The 16243-nt window shown below is 68.4% G+C and carries 17 protein-coding genes and 1 tRNA gene; 8 read left to right on the top strand and 10 right to left on the bottom strand.

All coding sequences use genetic code 11. The annotated features are described in order from the left end of the window. Window positions 1-273 precede the first annotated feature (273 nt). The 4 genes from AWB92_RS03265 (at window position 274) to AWB92_RS03250 (ending at window position 3706) form a co-directional block, all read left to right on the top strand. Window positions 274-1551, top strand: a complete 1278-nt coding sequence (locus tag AWB92_RS03265; RefSeq protein ID WP_085184022.1) for a thioester domain-containing protein — start codon at window positions 274-276, stop codon at window positions 1549-1551. Window positions 1552-1560: 9 nt separating this feature from the next. Next, entirely contained in the window at window positions 1561-2493 is a 933-nt protein-coding gene (gene cysK, locus AWB92_RS03260) for a cysteine synthase A (RefSeq protein ID WP_085184021.1), read from the top strand. Between the two features lie 2 nt (window positions 2494-2495). Then, window positions 2496-3179 carry a serine O-acetyltransferase gene (gene cysE, locus AWB92_RS03255; protein WP_085184020.1) on the top strand — a complete coding sequence of 228 codons (684 nt, stop codon included), beginning with the start codon at window positions 2496-2498 and terminating at the stop codon, window positions 3177-3179. Between the two features lie 245 nt (window positions 3180-3424). Further along, window positions 3425-3706 carry an ANTAR domain-containing protein gene (locus AWB92_RS03250; RefSeq protein WP_085184019.1) on the top strand — a complete coding sequence of 94 codons (282 nt, stop codon included), beginning with the start codon at window positions 3425-3427 and terminating at the stop codon, window positions 3704-3706. Here AWB92_RS03250 and AWB92_RS03245 read toward each other — a convergent pair. After that, the gene (locus AWB92_RS03245) at window positions 3694-3993 is read right to left on the bottom strand and encodes a muconolactone Delta-isomerase family protein (protein WP_158090348.1); all 300 of its coding nucleotides are present in this window, start codon (window positions 3991-3993) and stop codon (window positions 3694-3696) included. The genes AWB92_RS03250 and AWB92_RS03245 overlap by 13 nt on opposite strands. 83 nt (window positions 3994-4076) lie before the next feature. Beyond that, a tRNA-Asn gene (locus AWB92_RS03240) sits at window positions 4077-4149 on the bottom strand. A gap of 152 nt (window positions 4150-4301) precedes the next feature. On the opposite strand from AWB92_RS03240, the gene AWB92_RS03235 reads away from it, so the two are divergent. After that, window positions 4302-4580, top strand: a complete 279-nt coding sequence (locus AWB92_RS03235) for a hypothetical protein (protein WP_085184017.1) — start codon at window positions 4302-4304, stop codon at window positions 4578-4580. On the opposite strand, the gene dnaG is transcribed toward AWB92_RS03235, so the two are convergent. The 3 genes from dnaG to AWB92_RS03220 are packed head-to-tail and all read right to left on the bottom strand — an operon-like array spanning window position 4555 to window position 8395. Continuing rightward, the gene (gene dnaG, locus AWB92_RS03230) at window positions 4555-6489 is read right to left on the bottom strand and encodes a DNA primase (RefSeq protein WP_085184016.1); all 1935 of its coding nucleotides are present in this window, start codon (window positions 6487-6489) and stop codon (window positions 4555-4557) included. The two genes, AWB92_RS03235 and dnaG, sit on opposite strands and share 26 nt — an antisense overlap. A gap of 27 nt (window positions 6490-6516) precedes the next feature. After that, complete coding sequence (locus AWB92_RS03225) at window positions 6517-7116, bottom strand: superoxide dismutase family protein (protein ID WP_085184015.1); 600 nt, start codon at window positions 7114-7116, stop codon at window positions 6517-6519. Window positions 7117-7126: 10 nt separating this feature from the next. Beyond that, window positions 7127-8395 carry a deoxyguanosinetriphosphate triphosphohydrolase gene (locus AWB92_RS03220; protein ID WP_085184014.1) on the bottom strand — a complete coding sequence of 423 codons (1269 nt, stop codon included), beginning with the start codon at window positions 8393-8395 and terminating at the stop codon, window positions 7127-7129. 40 nt (window positions 8396-8435) lie between these two features. Between AWB92_RS03220 and AWB92_RS03215 the strand changes: the two genes are divergently transcribed. Beyond that, the gene (locus AWB92_RS03215; protein ID WP_085184013.1) at window positions 8436-10439 is read left to right on the top strand and encodes a TPM domain-containing protein; all 2004 of its coding nucleotides are present in this window, start codon (window positions 8436-8438) and stop codon (window positions 10437-10439) included. A gap of 65 nt (window positions 10440-10504) precedes the next feature. Here AWB92_RS03215 and AWB92_RS03210 read toward each other — a convergent pair whose 3' ends face one another. The 5 genes from AWB92_RS03210 to AWB92_RS03190 form a co-directional block, all read right to left on the bottom strand. After that, window positions 10505-10789, bottom strand: a complete 285-nt coding sequence (locus AWB92_RS03210; RefSeq protein ID WP_067004763.1) for a WXG100 family type VII secretion target — start codon at window positions 10787-10789, stop codon at window positions 10505-10507. A gap of 29 nt (window positions 10790-10818) precedes the next feature. Beyond that, the gene (locus AWB92_RS03205; protein WP_066914021.1) at window positions 10819-11115 is read right to left on the bottom strand and encodes a WXG100 family type VII secretion target; all 297 of its coding nucleotides are present in this window, start codon (window positions 11113-11115) and stop codon (window positions 10819-10821) included. A 107-nt stretch (window positions 11116-11222) separates the two neighbouring features. After that, window positions 11223-11549 carry a hypothetical protein gene (locus AWB92_RS03200; protein WP_343203468.1) on the bottom strand — a complete coding sequence of 109 codons (327 nt, stop codon included), beginning with the start codon at window positions 11547-11549 and terminating at the stop codon, window positions 11223-11225. 464 nt (window positions 11550-12013) lie between these two features. Beyond that, on the bottom strand, window positions 12014-13228 hold the full coding sequence (locus AWB92_RS03195) for a PPE family protein (protein ID WP_085184012.1): 1215 nt from the start codon (window positions 13226-13228) through the stop codon (window positions 12014-12016). 473 nt (window positions 13229-13701) lie between these two features. Continuing rightward, window positions 13702-15111 (bottom strand): glycine--tRNA ligase, encoded by a 1410-nt coding sequence (locus tag AWB92_RS03190; RefSeq protein ID WP_173817331.1) that lies wholly within the window; start codon window positions 15109-15111, stop codon window positions 13702-13704. A 273-nt stretch (window positions 15112-15384) separates the two neighbouring features. On the opposite strand from AWB92_RS03190, the gene AWB92_RS03185 reads away from it, so the two are divergent. Both AWB92_RS03185 and AWB92_RS03180 read left to right on the top strand, forming a co-directional pair. Further along, complete coding sequence (locus tag AWB92_RS03185; RefSeq protein WP_241523351.1) at window positions 15385-15738, top strand: metalloregulator ArsR/SmtB family transcription factor; 354 nt, start codon at window positions 15385-15387, stop codon at window positions 15736-15738. Further along, window positions 15735-16127 carry a Fur family transcriptional regulator gene (locus AWB92_RS03180; protein WP_085184009.1) on the top strand — a complete coding sequence of 131 codons (393 nt, stop codon included), beginning with the start codon at window positions 15735-15737 and terminating at the stop codon, window positions 16125-16127. The genes AWB92_RS03185 and AWB92_RS03180 overlap by 4 nt, the downstream gene beginning before the upstream one ends. Window positions 16128-16243 lie beyond the last annotated feature (116 nt).

Below are 16243 nucleotides of genomic sequence, written 5' to 3'. Positions count from 1 at the left end.
TTTACACCGGGGGTGAGTGAAATCAAGCGAGCCCGAAATCTGACAGCGGTGTTTGCGGGCCCTATAGTGGGGGCCATGCAACAGGCCGTTCAGCTGCGCTTCGTTCCTTCGCGCTGCCTCGCCATGGACTGTTGTTGTCGCTGTTGTTGATTTCCTGACGCCCTAACGACGCCGTAGAAATCCTCGCGCTTTCCCCGCAACGGGCAGGACCCGCGGTCCGCCCCGCGGCATCGATGCGCGCCAGTCGAACCCTTTCAGGAAGATCAACCACCCATGACCGTCTTATCCATGCCCAACCGCGCCCTGGCGCGGGTCGCGACCCGCCGGCGCGTGCTTATTCGGCCGGCGTCCGACGTCGCCCGCATGACGCGCTACCGCGGCGGCACCTACTCCCACACCGTGGACCGGATCGTGTTCGCCGACGGCAGCTGGGCGCGCACCGACCTGATCCGGCTGCATCCCAACCTGCTGGCCTACTCGCTCGACTTCACCGGCATCGCACCGCACCTGCCGTCGAGCTACCGCCTGGGCACCTGGTCCGCCCTGCCCCACCTGCGGGCCCGCGGCTGCGAGGCCGCGGTCGAATGGATCCTGCGGCACTCCTTTCCGACGAGCCACATCGCCGAGCTGAGCCAACGGTTGCGGGCCGCCGGTTACCCGCTGGGGCGGGCCAACCTCAGCGAACACGAGGCCATCGCGGCCACCCAGGCCGCGATATGGCACTTCACCAACGGCCTGGCCTTGGACACCCGGCCGCTCAACGAGCCCGTCGCCGTGGACCGCGCTCCCGGGCCGGTGATCACCTTCGAATTCGACGGCGAACCACAGCTGGGCGGGTACTCGGTATGGACGGCGTCCGAAACCACCATCGACGTGAAACTGCAAAAGTCCTCCAATGGCGTTGACTGGCAGGATGTTTCGGGTTCACAGCTGACCGCCCACGCCGGCAAGGGGCGACACCGGCGCACCCTCGGCGTCGGCAGCACGCTGTCGGCCAGCAGCCACGGCGGCGGTGGGCGCGGTTACCGCCACTACCGGCTCGTCGCAACGACGGACACCCCCGGCGCGACGATCGGCGATGTCCGGTTCTGGCTGACCGGCGCCCGCCACTACCGCAATGCCGATCGGGTCGTGCACCTCTACAATTACCTACTCGCGGGGGCGAGCGCCGCCTTGCGCAACTCCGAAGAGCCGCGACTGGTCGATACCCATGCAACCGCCGAATCCGAACTCATAGGACCCTTCCAGGTGCGAATCCCTTTGAGTCTCAGCGCGCCCGGCGGACACGCGCTGGTCGACGCCGACGGTTCGGGCATCGACGAGATCGTCCAGCCGGGGACGGACTTCTATGTGCGTCCCGCGCCGGGCACATCGGCGATGACAATGACCGCAACGACACCGCACGACCTCACCGGACGGGTACTCACCGGCGAGGCATTCGCGGGGGCGTCGCAGCGATTCACTCCGGTTGCGCTTATCGTGCCAATAGACGTTGCAATCGAATTCGACATCACCTGGCAAGCCGACGAGCCCTGTACCGACATCGCGTAAGGAAGTTTCATGAGCATCGCCGAGGACGTCACACAGCTGATCGGTAACACGCCGCTGGTGCGGCTGCGCCGGGTCACCGAGGGCGCCGGCGCCGACGTCGTCGCCAAGCTGGAATCCTTCAACCCGGCAAACAGCGTGAAGGACCGCATCGGGGTCGCCATGCTGGACGCGGCCGAGCAGGCCGGCCTGATCAAGCCCGACACCATCATCCTCGAGCCAACGAGCGGGAACACCGGCATCGCGCTGGCAATGGTGTGCGCGGCACGCGGCTACCGGTGCGTGCTGACCATGCCCGACACCATGAGCGTCGAGCGGCGCATGCTGCTGCGGGCCTACGGCGCCGAGCTGATTCTGACCCCCGGCGCCGACGGCATGCCCGGCGCCATCGCCAAGGCCGAGGAGCTGGCCAAGACCGACCAGCGGTATTTCGTGCCGCAGCAGTTCGAGAACCCGGCCAACCCGGCGATCCACCGCGCGACCACCGCCGAGGAGGTGTGGCGCGACACCGACGGCAAGGTGGACTTCTTCGTCGCCGGCGTCGGCACCGGCGGCACCATCACCGGTGTCGCCCAGGTCATCAAGGAACGCAAGCCGTCGGCCCAGTTCATCGCGGTGGAGCCGGCCGCGTCCCCGGTGCTGTCCGGCGGGCAGAAAGGGCCGCACCCGATCCAGGGCATCGGCGCCGGATTCGTCCCGCCCGTCCTCGACATGGATCTGGTCGACGAGGTCATCGCCGTCGGCAACGAGGACTCGCTGACCATGGCCCGGCGGCTCGCCCGCGAAGAGGGGCTGTTGTCCGGCATCTCATCCGGCGCGGCGGTGGTGGCCGCGTTGCAGGTGGCCCGCCGGCCCGAGAACGCCGGCAAGCTCGTGGTTGTCGTGCTGCCCAGCTTCGGCGAACGCTATCTGAGCACGGCGCTGTTCGCCGACTTGGCGGACTGACCATGCTCGCAGCCATGCGGCGGGACATCCAGGCGGCCAGGGAGCGCGACCCCGCCAAGCCCACCACGCTGCAGGTCGTCTTCGCCTACCCGGGCGTGCACGCGATCTGGGCCCACCGGGTCAGCCACTGGCTGTGGAACCGCGGCGCGCGGCTGGCCGCCCGGACGTTCGGGGAGGTCACCCGCATCTTCACCGGGGTCGACGTCCACCCCGGTGCCGTCCTGGGCCCTGGCCTGTTCATCGACCACGCGACCGGCGTGGTGATCGGCGAGACGGCCGAGGTGGGCGAGGACGTGACGCTGTACCACGGCGTGACCCTCGGTGGCAGCGGCGCGGAGACCGGAAAACGCCACCCGACCGTCGGCGACCGCGTGATCATCGGCGCCGGGGCCAAGGTGCTGGGCGCGATCAAAGTCGGCGACAACAGCCGGATCGGCGCCAACGCGGTGGTGGTCAAGCCGGTGCCGTCGGGTTCCGTGGTCGTCGGGGTTCCCGGGCAGGTCATCAGCCGCGCCGGCCGGGGCACCCCCGACGACTCGATGATGCCCGACCTGGTGGGTGTCAGCCTGCAGTCCCTGCTCACCCGAGTGGCCAAGCTGGAGGCGTTGAACGACGGCCCGCAGAATGGCCGGGTAATCCGCCCGCCCGAGGCCGGCGTGTGGCACGGCGAGGACTTCCAGATCTGAGGGCGATCTCGCGTCCCTCGGTGCACAAGGTTTAAATCCCTTGTGAGCCAATCACATATGTCACACCAGCGCCCGTGCCCATGCCCTATAGTGGTCCTATTTCACGGGCCTCGACGCGCTGTTGTCGCCGTTGATTCGCTGACGTTCGCGCCCCATCTTGCGCTAGACGTGGCTTTGCCCAATTCCTTTCCGTTAATCTCCGCTATTTCGTTGCGCGGCAGAACTTTTCAGGAGGTGGTCGACAGATGACCGAAACCCTTGCGGGCCAACGGCATATCGATGAAGGCCGTCAACAGGCCAGCCGGGCGCTCGATACGGCGGTGGGGATACTCGTCGGGCGGCGTAGGTACAGCACCTATGCCGCGTTTCGGGAGTTGCTCAGCGCAAGCGAACGGTACGAGGTACCGCTGTTCAAGCTGGCTTCGGCGCTGGTGGACCTGGCCAGCGGAACCGCCGAAAGCGAGACCGGCGTCGACGCGGCCCGGTTGGCCGCGGAACGGGAATGGGGCCTGAACTACTTGCTGTGACCGGCGGGGTCGTTGGGGTGCGGGCTCAACGGCGTCACCTCGTCGGTGCGCCAGATGCGCAGGGGCATCGACGCGAGCACCCGCTCGAGCTCCTCCGCGTCGGTCGCGGCGAACAGGCCGAGAGTGCGCCATTCGCCCGGCTGCAGCGGCGGGCGCCACAACCGCAGCAGGTGCCCGTGTTCGGCCAGTTCGCGGGAATGCGCGGCCTCCCTGGCCCGCACGTCGTCGACGGTCTCCGGGGAGGTGCCGTCCGGGACGTGCGTGGTCATGGTGACCAGGAATTCCATGAGCCCTCCTGAGAGGCACTGGAAAGCATCGGGTTCCATGGCCGACGTGACGGCCAGAGCGTGCGTGACCGAGACTAACCCCGCTCCCCCGGGTGGACTCGAACCACCAACCCTTCGGTTAACAGCCGAATGCTCTGCCAATTGAGCTACAGGGGATTAAACCGATCGCCGGACGACTCTAGCGTACTGGCCCGACCGTGCCCAACTAGGTAGGAGGTGCCCTGCCCCGGGCCTGATCGCTACCCGCCCCGCGCGCCAACCGCCGAAAGTGAGGCAGGATGGAGCCATCGATCGTCGGGAGGAACGCTTTGATCCGGTATGTCGTGGTACTTGGACTGGGTTATGTGCTGGGCTCGAAGGCCGGACGTCGCCGATACGAGCAGCTCGTCGGCACCTATCGCGCGCTGACCAGCAGCCCCGTGGCCAAGTCGATGATCGATGGGGGACGCCGAAAGATCGCGAACCGCATCTCACCCGACGCTGGCTTCGTCACCCTGACCGAGATCGACGACCAGACCGCCGTGGTCCAGCGCGACCTCGAGCGACCGGCGGATCCGGCCCTCACACCGTCAGATCGTCGCCGCTAGCCTGCTCCAGCAGGCTGCGCCGGTAGGCCTCCATGGCGACCAGGTCGCCGAACAGCGCGTGATACTCGTCGCCCTGCTCGATGGGTGACATGCGCTGCAGTTTGGACTTCACCTCGGCGATCTGCCGGCCCATCCAGACCTCCTGCAGGCGCGCGAGCACACCCCCGATGTAGCGCGGCAGCTTCTCGTCGTCGACCTGGATGGCCTCCACGCCCAGCTCGCTGATCAGGCCGGCCGTCAGGCTCGAGGTGGTCTGCGCTCGCACCGCCTCGAGCCACTCGGCGCCGGTGACGCCGGTCGAGGTTCCGCCCGCGGCCTCGATGGCCGCCCGAACGGCCGCGTAGCCGGGGTGCGTGAAGCTCTCCACGGTCAGGGTGTCGAACACCGGACCCGCCAGCGCCGGGTACTGCAACGCCGACTTGAGGGCCTCGCGCTGGGCCCACAGGGTCGGGTCGCGCGGGTCGGGACGGGCGGCGCGCGACTCCTTGGGCTCGGTAGGGGCCGGCGCGGCCGGCTGGCGCTCGGCCCGGCGGGGAGCCTCGGATGCGGGGCCGCTGCGAGCCGGGACCTTGGACCGTTTGGCCTCGCCGCGGACCCGCTCGATCACTTGCGCAACGTCGTCCCAGCCCACCCAGCCGGCGAGCTGGCGGGCGTACTCGTCGCGCAGCGTGGGGTCCTTGATCTGGCTGACCATGGGCACGCAGCGGCGCAGCGCGGCGACCCGGCCCTCGGCGCTGTCCAGGTCCATCTCGGCGATCGTGGTGCGAATCGCGAACTCGAACAGCGGGGTTCGCCGCGCTACCAGGTCGCGCAGCGCGACGTCGCCGGATTTGAGCCGCAGGTCGCACGGGTCCATGCCGTCCGGCGCGACGGCGACGAAGGACTGCCCGGCCAGGTTCTGCTCGCCGCCGAACGCCTTCAGCGCGGCGGCGCGCCCGGCCGCGTCGCCGTCGAAGACGTAGATCAGTTCCCCGCGAAAGAAGCTGTCGTCCATCATCAATCGGCGCAGCATCGCCAGGTGCTCGTCGCCGAACGCGGTGCCGCAGGAGGCGACGGCGGTGGTGACGCCGGCCAGGTGCATCGCCATCACGTCGGTGTAGCCCTCGACGACGACGGCCTGGTGCCCCTTGGCGATGTCGCGCTTGGCCAGGTCGATGCCGAACATCACCGACGACTTCTTGTACAGCGCCGTCTCGGGCGTGTTGATGTACTTGGCTTCCATCGGGTCGTCGTCGAACAGGCGGCGGGCCCCGAAGCCGATCACCTCTCCGGCCGCGGTGCGGATGGGCCACAGCAGCCGCCGGTGGAAGCGATCCATCGGGCCGCGGCGCCCCTCCCGGGACAGCCCGGCCGCCTCCAGCTCCTTGAACTCGAAACCCTTGCGCTGCAGGTGTTTTGTCAGCGAGTCCCAGCCCGACGGGGCGAACCCGCAGCCGAAGTGCCGCGCCGCCTCGGCATCGAAGTTGCGCTCCGTCAGGTACTGGCGGGCCGGTGCCGCCTCGTCGGACTCCAGGGCCGCCGCGTAGAACTCGGCGGCCGCCGCGTTGGCCGCAACCAGCCTGCTGCGGCTGCCGCGGTCGCGCTGCACGTTGGTGGCCGCGGCGCCGGTGTAGGTGATGGTGTGGCCGACCCGGTCGGCGAGCAGTTCGACGGCCTCGACGAAGCTGACGTGTTCGATCTTCTGGACGAACGCGTACACGTCGCCGCCCTCGCCGCAGCCGAAGCAGTGGAAGTGGCCGTGGTTCGGGCGGACGTGGAACGACGGTGACTTCTCGTTGTGGAACGGGCACAGGCCCTTGAGCGAGTCGGCGCCGGCGCGCTTGAGTTGGACGTAGTCGCCCACGACGTCTTCGATGCGGGCCCGTTCGCGGATGGCGGCGATATCGCGATCAGAGATCCGGCCGGCCATCGGCCCAGTCTAAAACGCCGGAGCCGATCAGCTCGCCGGCCCGATGACGCCGCACGCGATCCGCTCCATCGACTGGTCGCCGACGCCGTGGATCATCAACGCGGTCTTCTCCCCGGCCAGCAGCTGGTCCCTGGTGAACGCGTCGCTGGTGGTCACCAGGTACGCGGACCCGTCCTGGCGCACCTCGAGCATCGTCAGGTCACCGCTCTCGGGCATCCCGGTGTGCCCGGGCGCCTGGAAATGGCCGCCGGCGGACAGGAAGTTCCCGGGCGGGCCGCCGTTCGGGGCGACCGAATTCGGCTCGCACTTGCCGACCGCGTGGATGTGCATGTCGTGGAGGCCGGGCGCGAGGATGCCGCCGGCAACGGTCTTGACGGTGATGGTGGCGTAGCCGTTGCTGAAGTCGAAGGTTGCGGTGGCCACGTCCTTGCCGTCGGCCGTCTTCAGTTGCGCCGTCAGCGATCCGGCGGCGGGCGCCGGTCCCGACGTCGACGACGCCGGAGCACCGCTTTGGACCGCAGGCGTGGTGCCCGTCTGGCTGGTCGCGTGCTGGGGCGAACTGCAGGCGTTCAGGGCCACGACGGGAAGCGACAGCAAGGCGACGGCAACGGCGCTGAGTTTGGTCATGCGGGTAACGCTATCCGGTCGCCTGACGGGCGTCGATCCGCTCCAGCCGACCTTCGGTATAGGAGGCGACCTGATCGACGACGACCCGGAGCCGGGCGCGGTCGTCGGCGGCGGTGTTGAACGCCGCGGCGAACATGGGGTCCAGCGTTCCGGGCGCCCCGGAGTACAGCCAGTGCGCCACGCGATGGATGCGTTCGCGCTGCCGGGCCTGGGTTTCCAGGTGCCGGGGGTCAGACATGATGAACTGCAGCGCCAGGATTTTCAGCAGGGCGACCTCGGCGCGCACCAGGTCGGGCACCTGCAGGTCGGCCCGGTAGCGCAGCAGCGGGCCCGGGCCGGCCGCCGCACGGGTGGTCGCAATGGCGGCGGAGGCGAATCGGCCCACCAGTTCGCTGGTCAAACGCTTGAGGGCCACGGCCGCCGCGAGCGTCGCGTCGTACTTGCCGACCGCGGCGACCACGGGTAGGCCCGACAGCCGGCGCGCGGCGGCCATGAAGTCGTCGGCGCTCACCCGGGAGAATTCGCTCTCCCCCAGCTTGGCCAGCGCGGCCGCCTCGTCCTCGTCGGCCAGCACGCGCAGGTCGATGCGCTGGGAGACGACGCCGTCCTCCACGTCGTGCACCGAATACGCGACGTCGTCGGCCCAGTCCATCACCTGAGCCTCCAGGCAGGTCCGGTTCGCCGGCGCCCCCTGGCGGACCCAGGCCGCGGGCTCGCGGTCCTCGTCGTAGAAGCCGAACTTGCGTGCAGGACCCTCACCGCGGGTCCACGGGTACTTGGTGACCGCGTCCAGGGACGCCCGGGTCAGATTCAGGCCGGCGCTATTGCCTTGCGCGTCAAGCACTTTGGGCTCGAGGCTGGTCAGTATCCGGAAGTTCTGGGCGTTGCCCTCGAAACCGCCGTGGTCCGCGGCGAACTCGTCGAGCGCGCGTTCGCCGTTGTGCCCGTAGGGCGGATGGCCGATGTCATGGGCCAGGCCGGCCAGCTCGACCAGGTCGAGGTCGCAGCCCAGCCCCACCGCCATCCCCCGGCCGATCTGGGCCACCTCCAGCGAGTGGGTCAGCCGAGTGCGCGGGTTGTCACCTTCGCGCGGCCCGACCACCTGCGTCTTGTCGGCGAGGCGGCGCAGCGCGGCGCTGTGCAGCACCCGGGCGCGGTCCCGGGCGAAGTCGGTGCGGTGCTGGCCTTCCGTGCCCGGCAGACCCGCCGTCTTCGCCGCTTCGCGCACCCGGCGCTCACGGTCGAAGTCGTCGTAGGGGTCGTGCTGATGCGTACTCACCGCAGGACAGTCTGCCAGGGAACGCGGGCTAGATTGACCTATGCGCTCTGCTCGGCTGCTCGGCGTGATCCTGACGGTCCTCACGGGTCTCGGCGCCGGGCTGCTGCTGGCGCCGACGGCGGGCGCGCAACCGCCGTTTCGGCTGCCGGACCAAATCATCGACAACGCGAACGCGCTCTCGGATTCTGGGCGCGCCGCGGTGACGTCGGCCACCGACAAGCTCTACGCCGATCGCCACATCCGGCTGTGGGTGGTCTACGTCAACGACTTCTCCGGGGAAAGCGCCGACAGCTGGGCGAGGCGCACCCGAACCGTCAGCGACTTGGGCGACTACGACGCGCTGCTGGCCGTCGCCACCACCGGCCGGTCATACGCGTTCTTCGTCCCGTCGGCGATCACGAGCGTCAACGCGGGTCAGGTTGATCAGCTGCGGCGCACCAAGATCGAGCCCGCGCTGCACGACGGCGACTGGGCTGGTGCCGCGGTCGCGGCGGCCAACGGGCTCAACAAGTCGCCGTCATCGTCGACTCGCCTGGCCCTGCTGGTCGCGTTGAGCGTTGTTGTCGTCGCCGTCGTGGTCCTGCTGGTGGTGATGGGCTACCGGCGCCGGCGGCGGCGCGCCGCCGAGTTGGCCGCGGCGCGGCGCATCGATCCCACCGATCCCAACGCGCTGGCCGCGGTGTCATTGGCGGCCCTCGACGACCTGTCGCGCTCGTTGGTGGTGGAGGTCGACAACGCGGTGCGCACCAGCGCCAACGAGTTGACGTTGGCGATCGACGAGTTCGGTGACGAGCGAACCCAACCGTTTACCCAGGCGGTGAACAACGCCAAAGCGACTCTGGCGCAAGCCTTCACGATCCGCCAGCAGCTCGACGACAGCGTGCCCGAGACGCCCGCGCAGCGCCGCGAGATGCTGACCCGGGTGATCGTCTCGGCGGCGCGCGCCAACCGCGAACTCGAATCACAGCGGCAGGCGTTCGAAGAGCTGCGGGTTTTGGTGGTGAACGCGCCGGCACGGTTGGACGCGCTGACCCAGCAGTACGTGGAGCTCACCGCCCGCATCGCCCCCGCCGAGCAGCGGCTGGCCGAGCTGCGCAAGGAGTTCGACGCCGCGGCCTTGACTTCGGTCTCCGGCAATATCGCAAGCACCAACGAGAGGCTGGCGTTCGCGGACCGCAACATCGGCTCCGCCCGCGAGCTGGCCGGCGTCGCGGGCGGTCAGCAGGCCTCGTTGGTCGACGCGATCCATGCCGCCGAGGCGGCGCTCGGACAGGCCCGCGCGCTGCTGGACGCGATCGACAACGCGGACAAGGACGTCCGGCACGCAGTCGCCGCGTTGCCCTCGCTCATCGACGAGATCCAGGCGGGCGTCAAGCGCGCCGACGAGCAGCTGCAGAAGGCGCGGGGCGCCGGGGCGGGCCGCGCCGCCGAACTCACCGCCGCGCGCGACGAGGCGGCCGCGGCCGTCATGGGAGCCCGCGGCGCCGGAGCCGCCGATCCTCTCGGCACGTTCGCCAGGCTGACGAAGGCGGACGCCGCACTGAATCGGGTACGGGACGCCGTCGCCCAGGAGGAGGCGGCCGCCGAGCGGCTCGAGCGTTCATTCGAGCAGGCCGTCTTCACCGCGCAGGCGCGGGTGCGCGCCGTCTCCGAGTACATCGACACCCGCCGGGGCAGCATCGGAGCCGAGGCGCGGACCCGGCTCGCCGAGGCCAACCGACACCTGCAGGCTGCACGGGACAAGAAGACGACGAACGTGTCCGAGGCGATCGCCCACGCCAACGCGGCATCGACGCTGGCCGCCAACGCCCAGGCGCTGGCGAACGCGGACGTCCAGCAGGCCCAGCGTTTCTATGCCCGCCGCGGCAGCAGCGACACCGGCGCCATGATCGGCGGGATCATCATCGGCGACCTGCTCAGCGGGGCCATGCGCGGTGGGTTCGGCGGCTGGAGCCCCACCTCGTTCGGCGGCGGCCCGAGCGCCTCGGGCTCATGGGGCGGCTCGTCCGGGGGCGGCCTCATGGGTGGCGGCGGGCGGTTCTGAGACCCGGCGGACAAAGAACGGGGCCGCACACCGGTTGGTGTGCGGCCCCGCTTTGAAGCTGCGAATCAGGCCCAGCTGGACCCGACGGCGCTGTCCGTGCTGGACATGTTGCTGCCCGCCGTCTGCACCTTCTGGCCGTGAGCGTTGGCCTGCTCGTAAATCACCTGGAAGTTACGACCCAACTGGGTGATGAACTCCTGGCAGGCCACCGAACCGGCGCCACCCCAGAAGTCACCAGCAGCCAGCACATCGCGAACGATGGCCTGGTGCTCGGCCTCCAACGACGCGGCCTGGGCGCGAATCGTCGCACCATGGGCATCCACATCGCCAAACTGGTAATTGATGGTCATGTTTTCCTCCTGAAATAAAAGTGTGGGGGCTAGCTGCCGAGGATCTGCTGAGAAGCCTGCTCTTGCTGCTCGTAGTTGTTCGCGTCGCGGATCAGCCCGTCGCGCACACCGTGCAGCATGTTCACGATGTTGCGGAACGCCTGATTCATCTGACCCATGGTGTCGTAGGAGGTCGCCTGGGCCTGGCCACTCCAGCCGGCACCGGCGATGTTCATCGACGACGCCCACATCTTGCGAGCCTCGTCCTCGACGGTCTGCGCGTGGACCTCAAAGCGGCCCGCCATCGCCCGCATCTCATGCGGGTCAGTCATAAAGCGTGTTGCCATGTTGCCTTTTCTCCTTCTGGATGAATTTCTTGCCTTGTGATACAGGTTGGCCGTCGTAACTGGCTGTTACGCGGCATTGAAGCCGATGGCCCGATACTCCCTGTCTCTCAGCCGGCTGCTGGAGAAGTCGGTATCACGCCGGTAGTCCGCGGCAAGTTGAAGCTAGGTTCCGCCTCGCCCTGCCACTCGCTCCATTCGGCCCATTCGTTCCACTCGTCCATGCCCTCTGCGGTGGCCTCCGGGTTCAGCCCGTCGGTCGCCTTGTTGCCGGCATCGGCGCCCTCTTCCGGCGCCGGTGCCCAATGGTCATAGTCATCCGGCGGCACGGCTACACCCCACTTCAGGGGAACCGATAGGCCGCCGAGCATGCCGGACTCACCACGCTTCGCCGCTACCGCATCGTCCGGCAGCGGCGAACCAAGAGGCAATAGCACGCTGCCCCCTTCCACAGCCGTCTCCGTACATTCGAACCCGGTGGTGAAAAAACCATCACCGAGTACTTCGCATCGTAAGTCAATCCGAAGCACAATGCCCGTGTTTGATGGATTTCGCTCCTTTTAGAACAGGTGCGCGAACAGCGGCGCGCCGATGGCTAGGTCCCGAGCGGAGCGGCGGCCGCCATCGCGCCCCGCCCGCCCGATTTCCCGTGCACTCGCGGCCAGGCCGGAAGCCCTTGCCACGCAACATGTTCCGGCCCGGCCAGCGCTGACGGCGCGCGGGAGGGCGAGAGATTTGACGGCTTGAGCGTCGGTCCCAAAATCGTGTTGGGACGCACGGCGGCCGTTTCGGTGGGCCACTGCGGAAAAAGAATCAGTTCGCCGCCGGTAAACATGCCGAAGGCGCGGGCAACACCCATTTCCCCGGGTGTCGCCCGCGCCCTTGGTTGGCTGATTTAGGACTATCCGACGCCGGTACGCGGTACCACGCTGGGCCGCTGCTGGACCACATGCGTCGGGCTGGCCCCTCCGCGGCCCAACATCCCGCCGGGCATGCCTCCGCCGGCACCCATGCCGCCCATCGGCATCGGCATCATCGGCATGCCGCCGCCCATGGGCGCACCGGCCGCCGCGGCGGCCGCGCCGTTCATCTCGCTGCCCAGGCCGGACATGGCGCCGCTGACCATCCGCGCCGGCGCCGATCCTTGCCAGTTCGGGGGCACCGACATCGCTCCGACCAGCCGCGCCTTGCCCAGACCGGCCTCGGCGCCGCCCAGGCCGCCGATCCCGCCGCCGAGTCCCTTGCCCATGCCCGCCGGAACGGCGCTGCTGACAAACTTCGCCGGATCGACGGCCGCACCCGTCGCGCCGGCCAGGGATGCCGCGTTCGTGCCGCTCATTCCCGCTTGGGCCGCCATCATGATCGGCGACATCATCATGCTCACCGGCATCATGCCGACCTGGGCGACCGTCGACAGCGACGAAATCGGCGCCGCGGAGGCCAGGGCCGACGCCTGCGACACCGCTGACCCGACCGCCGCGACCCCGCCCGAAGCGGCGATCGCGCTGCCCACCGACGAGGCCAAGCTGCCGGCCTGCGAGGCCACCCCAGTAAGGGGCGCCGACAGCAGGCCCGTCAGGCCCGACAGGTTCACCGGCGGCGGGCTGAATGCCGGCAACGCCGCGGCCACTCCGAGTGCGCCGCCGTGGTAGCCCAACATGGCGGCCACGTCCTGGGCCCACATCTCCATGTACTCGAACTCGGTCATGAAGATCGCCGGGGTGTTCTGCCCGAGGATGTTCGTCGCGATCAGCGCCATCAGCTGGACGCGGTTGGCGGTGACCGCCGGCGTGGGCACCGTCGCCGCCAACGCGGTCTCAAACGCCGAGGCCGCCGTTCGGGCCTGCAGGGCCGCCGTCTCGGCCTGCCCGGCGGCCGCGCTCAGCCACCCCACGTAGGGCGTCGCCGCCGCCGCCATCGACATCGAGGCCGGACCCGCCCACGGCCCGTCGGTCAGCCCGGTGACGACGTTCTGGAACGACGCCGCCGCGCCCGCGAGATCCGTGGCCAACGAGTCCCAGGCCGACGCCGCCATGAACAGGGGCCCCGACCCCGCGCCGGCGAACATCAGCGCCGAGTTGATTTCCGGGGGAAAGAACGTAAAAGCAGGAACCATCACAACCCCAACAATCCAGCCGCGTCAACGGCTCCGACAACTACGTAGCCAACGTCAACTGCGGCGACTAGACACACGCCCGCCGCCACCACTGGATCGTAAGCGTTACGCGCAATGAAAACACGGCGTTTCACGAAATCAGTCCCCTTTTTCGGGCCCGACGACACCACGCGATCCTCCCGCCCCGTTAAACCGGGCAACTGTCCGGACAAAAAGCTCGCGAAAGGCAAACCCGGCTGTCCGAAGACCGGGACTACACCGCAAGGTTTGCGAGAACCCGGCACGGGCGCTGACACGCAAATACACGTACCCGGCTCCGCAGTCGCGAAACGCGAGTGAAACTCTTCGAACAAAGTTCGTGAAGAACTGAAAACCCCGACACCGATGCCCGCCCGGAATTGCCGAAACCGTTTTTCTGACCAAATCCAGATTTGCCGCCGGCGCGGTGAATCCGCGGGTCCAGGAACCGCGGCCTAGCAGCCCCTGAGGCGCGCGGCCAGGTAGTCGGCGACGGCGCCAATGGCCACCCGGTCCTGGGTCATCTTGTCGCGCTCACGCACGGTGACGGCGTCGTCGGAGAGCGAGTCGAAATCCACCGTCACGCAGAACGGCGTACCGACCTCGTCCTGGCGCCGGTAGCGGCGCCCGATGGCGCCGGCGTCGTCGAAATCGATGTTCCAGTTCTTGCGCAATTCGGCGGCCAGGTCGCGGGCCTTGGGGCTCAGGTCGGCGTGTCGCGACAGCGGGAGCACCGCGGCCTTGATCGGCGCCAGCCGCGGGTCGAGCCGAAGCACCGTGCGTTTGTCCATGCCGCCCTTGGCGTTGGGGGCCTCGTCCTCGGTGTAGGAGTCGATCAAGAACGCCATGAACGACCGCGTCAGGCCGGCCGCCGGTTCGATGACGTACGGGGTGTACCTGGTGTCGTTGACCTGGTCGTAGAACGACAGGTCGACGCCGGAATGCTTTGCGTGCGTTGACAAGTCGAAGTCGGTCCGGTTGGCGACGCCTTCCAGCTCGCCCCACGGGTTGCCGACGAAACCGAACTTGTACTCAATGTCGACGGTGCGGTCCGAGTAGTGCGACAACTTCTCCTTGGGGTGCTCGTACAGTCGCAGGTTCTCCGGATCGATGCCGAGGTCGATGTACCAGTCGCGCCGCGTGTCGATCCAATACTGGTGCCATTCCTTGGCGGTCGACGGCTCGACGAAGAATTCCATCTCCATCTGTTCGAACTCGCGGGTGCGGAAGATGAAGTTGCCTGGCGTGATCTCGTTGCGGAAGCTCTTGCCGATTTGCCCGATGCCGAACGGCGGCTTGCGGCGGGCCGTCGTCACCACGTTGGCGAAGTTGACGAAGATGCCCTGCGCGGTTTCGGGCCGCAGATAGTGCAGTCCCTCCTCGGTTTCGATGGGCCCGAGATAGGTCTTGAGCATCATGTTGAACTCGCGCGGCTCGGTCCATTGGCCCTTGGTGCCGCAATCGGGGCAGACGATCTCGGTCATCGCCACCGACTCGGGGTCGTCGATCCCCGCCTTGGCCGCGTTCCTGGCGAACCATGCCTCCTGCAGGTGGTCCTGACGGTGCCGGTGGTGGCAGTTCATGCACTCCACCAGCGGGTCATGGAAAACCTCGACGTGGCCGGAGGCCACCCAGACCTGGCGCGGAAGGATGATCGACGAATCGATGCCGACCACGTCGTCGCGGCCGGTGACCACCGCGCGCCACCACTGGCGCTTGATGTTCTCCTTTAGCTCCACGCCCAGCGGACCGTAGTCCCAAGCCGATTTGGTGCCGCCGTAGATCTCACCCGAGGGAAAGACGAAGCCCCGCCGCTTGGCCAGGTTGACAACTGTGTCGATGACGGACGCCACGGGGCAGTGCACTCCCTCTCGAAGATCCGGGCAAACAGGTGGGCGGCGAAGGCCGCCCGCAAAACATCAGCCATGGTATCGACCGCCGCCCCGGTCTTTGACATGCGTCATCATGCATGTGACAGTGGAAAGCAGCCGACCATGACTCCGTCCGGCCCTTCCATACGACCCGGCACTTCTTGAGGTGATGACTCTCGGATGACGATGTCCTCCTCTGTGCCCCTTCCTCAGTCCGGCCCGGCGCAGACCGCGGCGCCCGACGACGCACGCCCCGACCTGGGCGGAATGCCTCACCAGCACGGCGGCGCCGCTGCCGAGCACGCGAGGTTCCCCGAATATCCCGTGCCGCCGTCGCGCGAGATTCTCGACGCCGCCGGCGAGCTGTTGCGCGCGCTGGCCGCACCCGTGCGGATCGCCATCGTGCTGCAGTTGCGCGAATCGCAGCGCTGCGTGCACGAACTGGTCGACGCCCTCGGCGTGCCACAACCGCTGGTCAGCCAGCATCTGAAGATCCTCAAGGCGGCCGGCGTGGTCGCCGGGGAGCGATCCGGCCGCGAGGTGCTCTACCGGCTCGCCGACCACCACCTGGCGCACATCGTCGTCGACGCGGTCGCCCACGCGAGTGAGGACACTCCATGACCGGCACCAGCGTCCGCGCCACCCGCCAGCGCGCGGCGATTTCCACGTTGCTTGAGACGCTCGACGAGTTCCGGTCCGCCCAGGAGCTGCACGACGAGCTGCGCCGGCGCGGCGAGAACATCGGTCTGACCACCGTGTATCGCACGCTGCAATCGATGGCCGCGGCCGGATTGGTCGACACGCTGCGCAACGACACAGGCGAGTCGGTCTACCGCAGGTGCTCGGAGCATCATCACCACCATCTGGTGTGCCGCCACTGCGGCGCCACCATCGAGGTGGGCGACCACGAGGTCGAGGAATGGGCGGCCCAGGTGGCCGCCAAGCACGGCTTCTCCGACGTCAGCCACACCATCGAAATCTTCGGAACCTGCGCGGAGTGCGCGTCCTAGGCTGAACCGCCGCGGCGCGGAAGTCGTGTTTTTGTCTGACCGGAAAAAGTTCTGAAAAAAGCGTCCGATACGCGACCGTTGCGTGCTCCTACCCATGAGTGGCCCACGGGCCGAGG

Source organism: Mycobacterium sp. IEC1808 (assembly GCF_002101935.1).
GTDB lineage: Bacteria > Actinomycetota > Actinomycetes > Mycobacteriales > Mycobacteriaceae > Mycobacterium.
The sequence above is the reverse complement of the archived record's forward strand: the minus strand, read 5'-3'. Positions and strand labels throughout refer to the sequence as shown.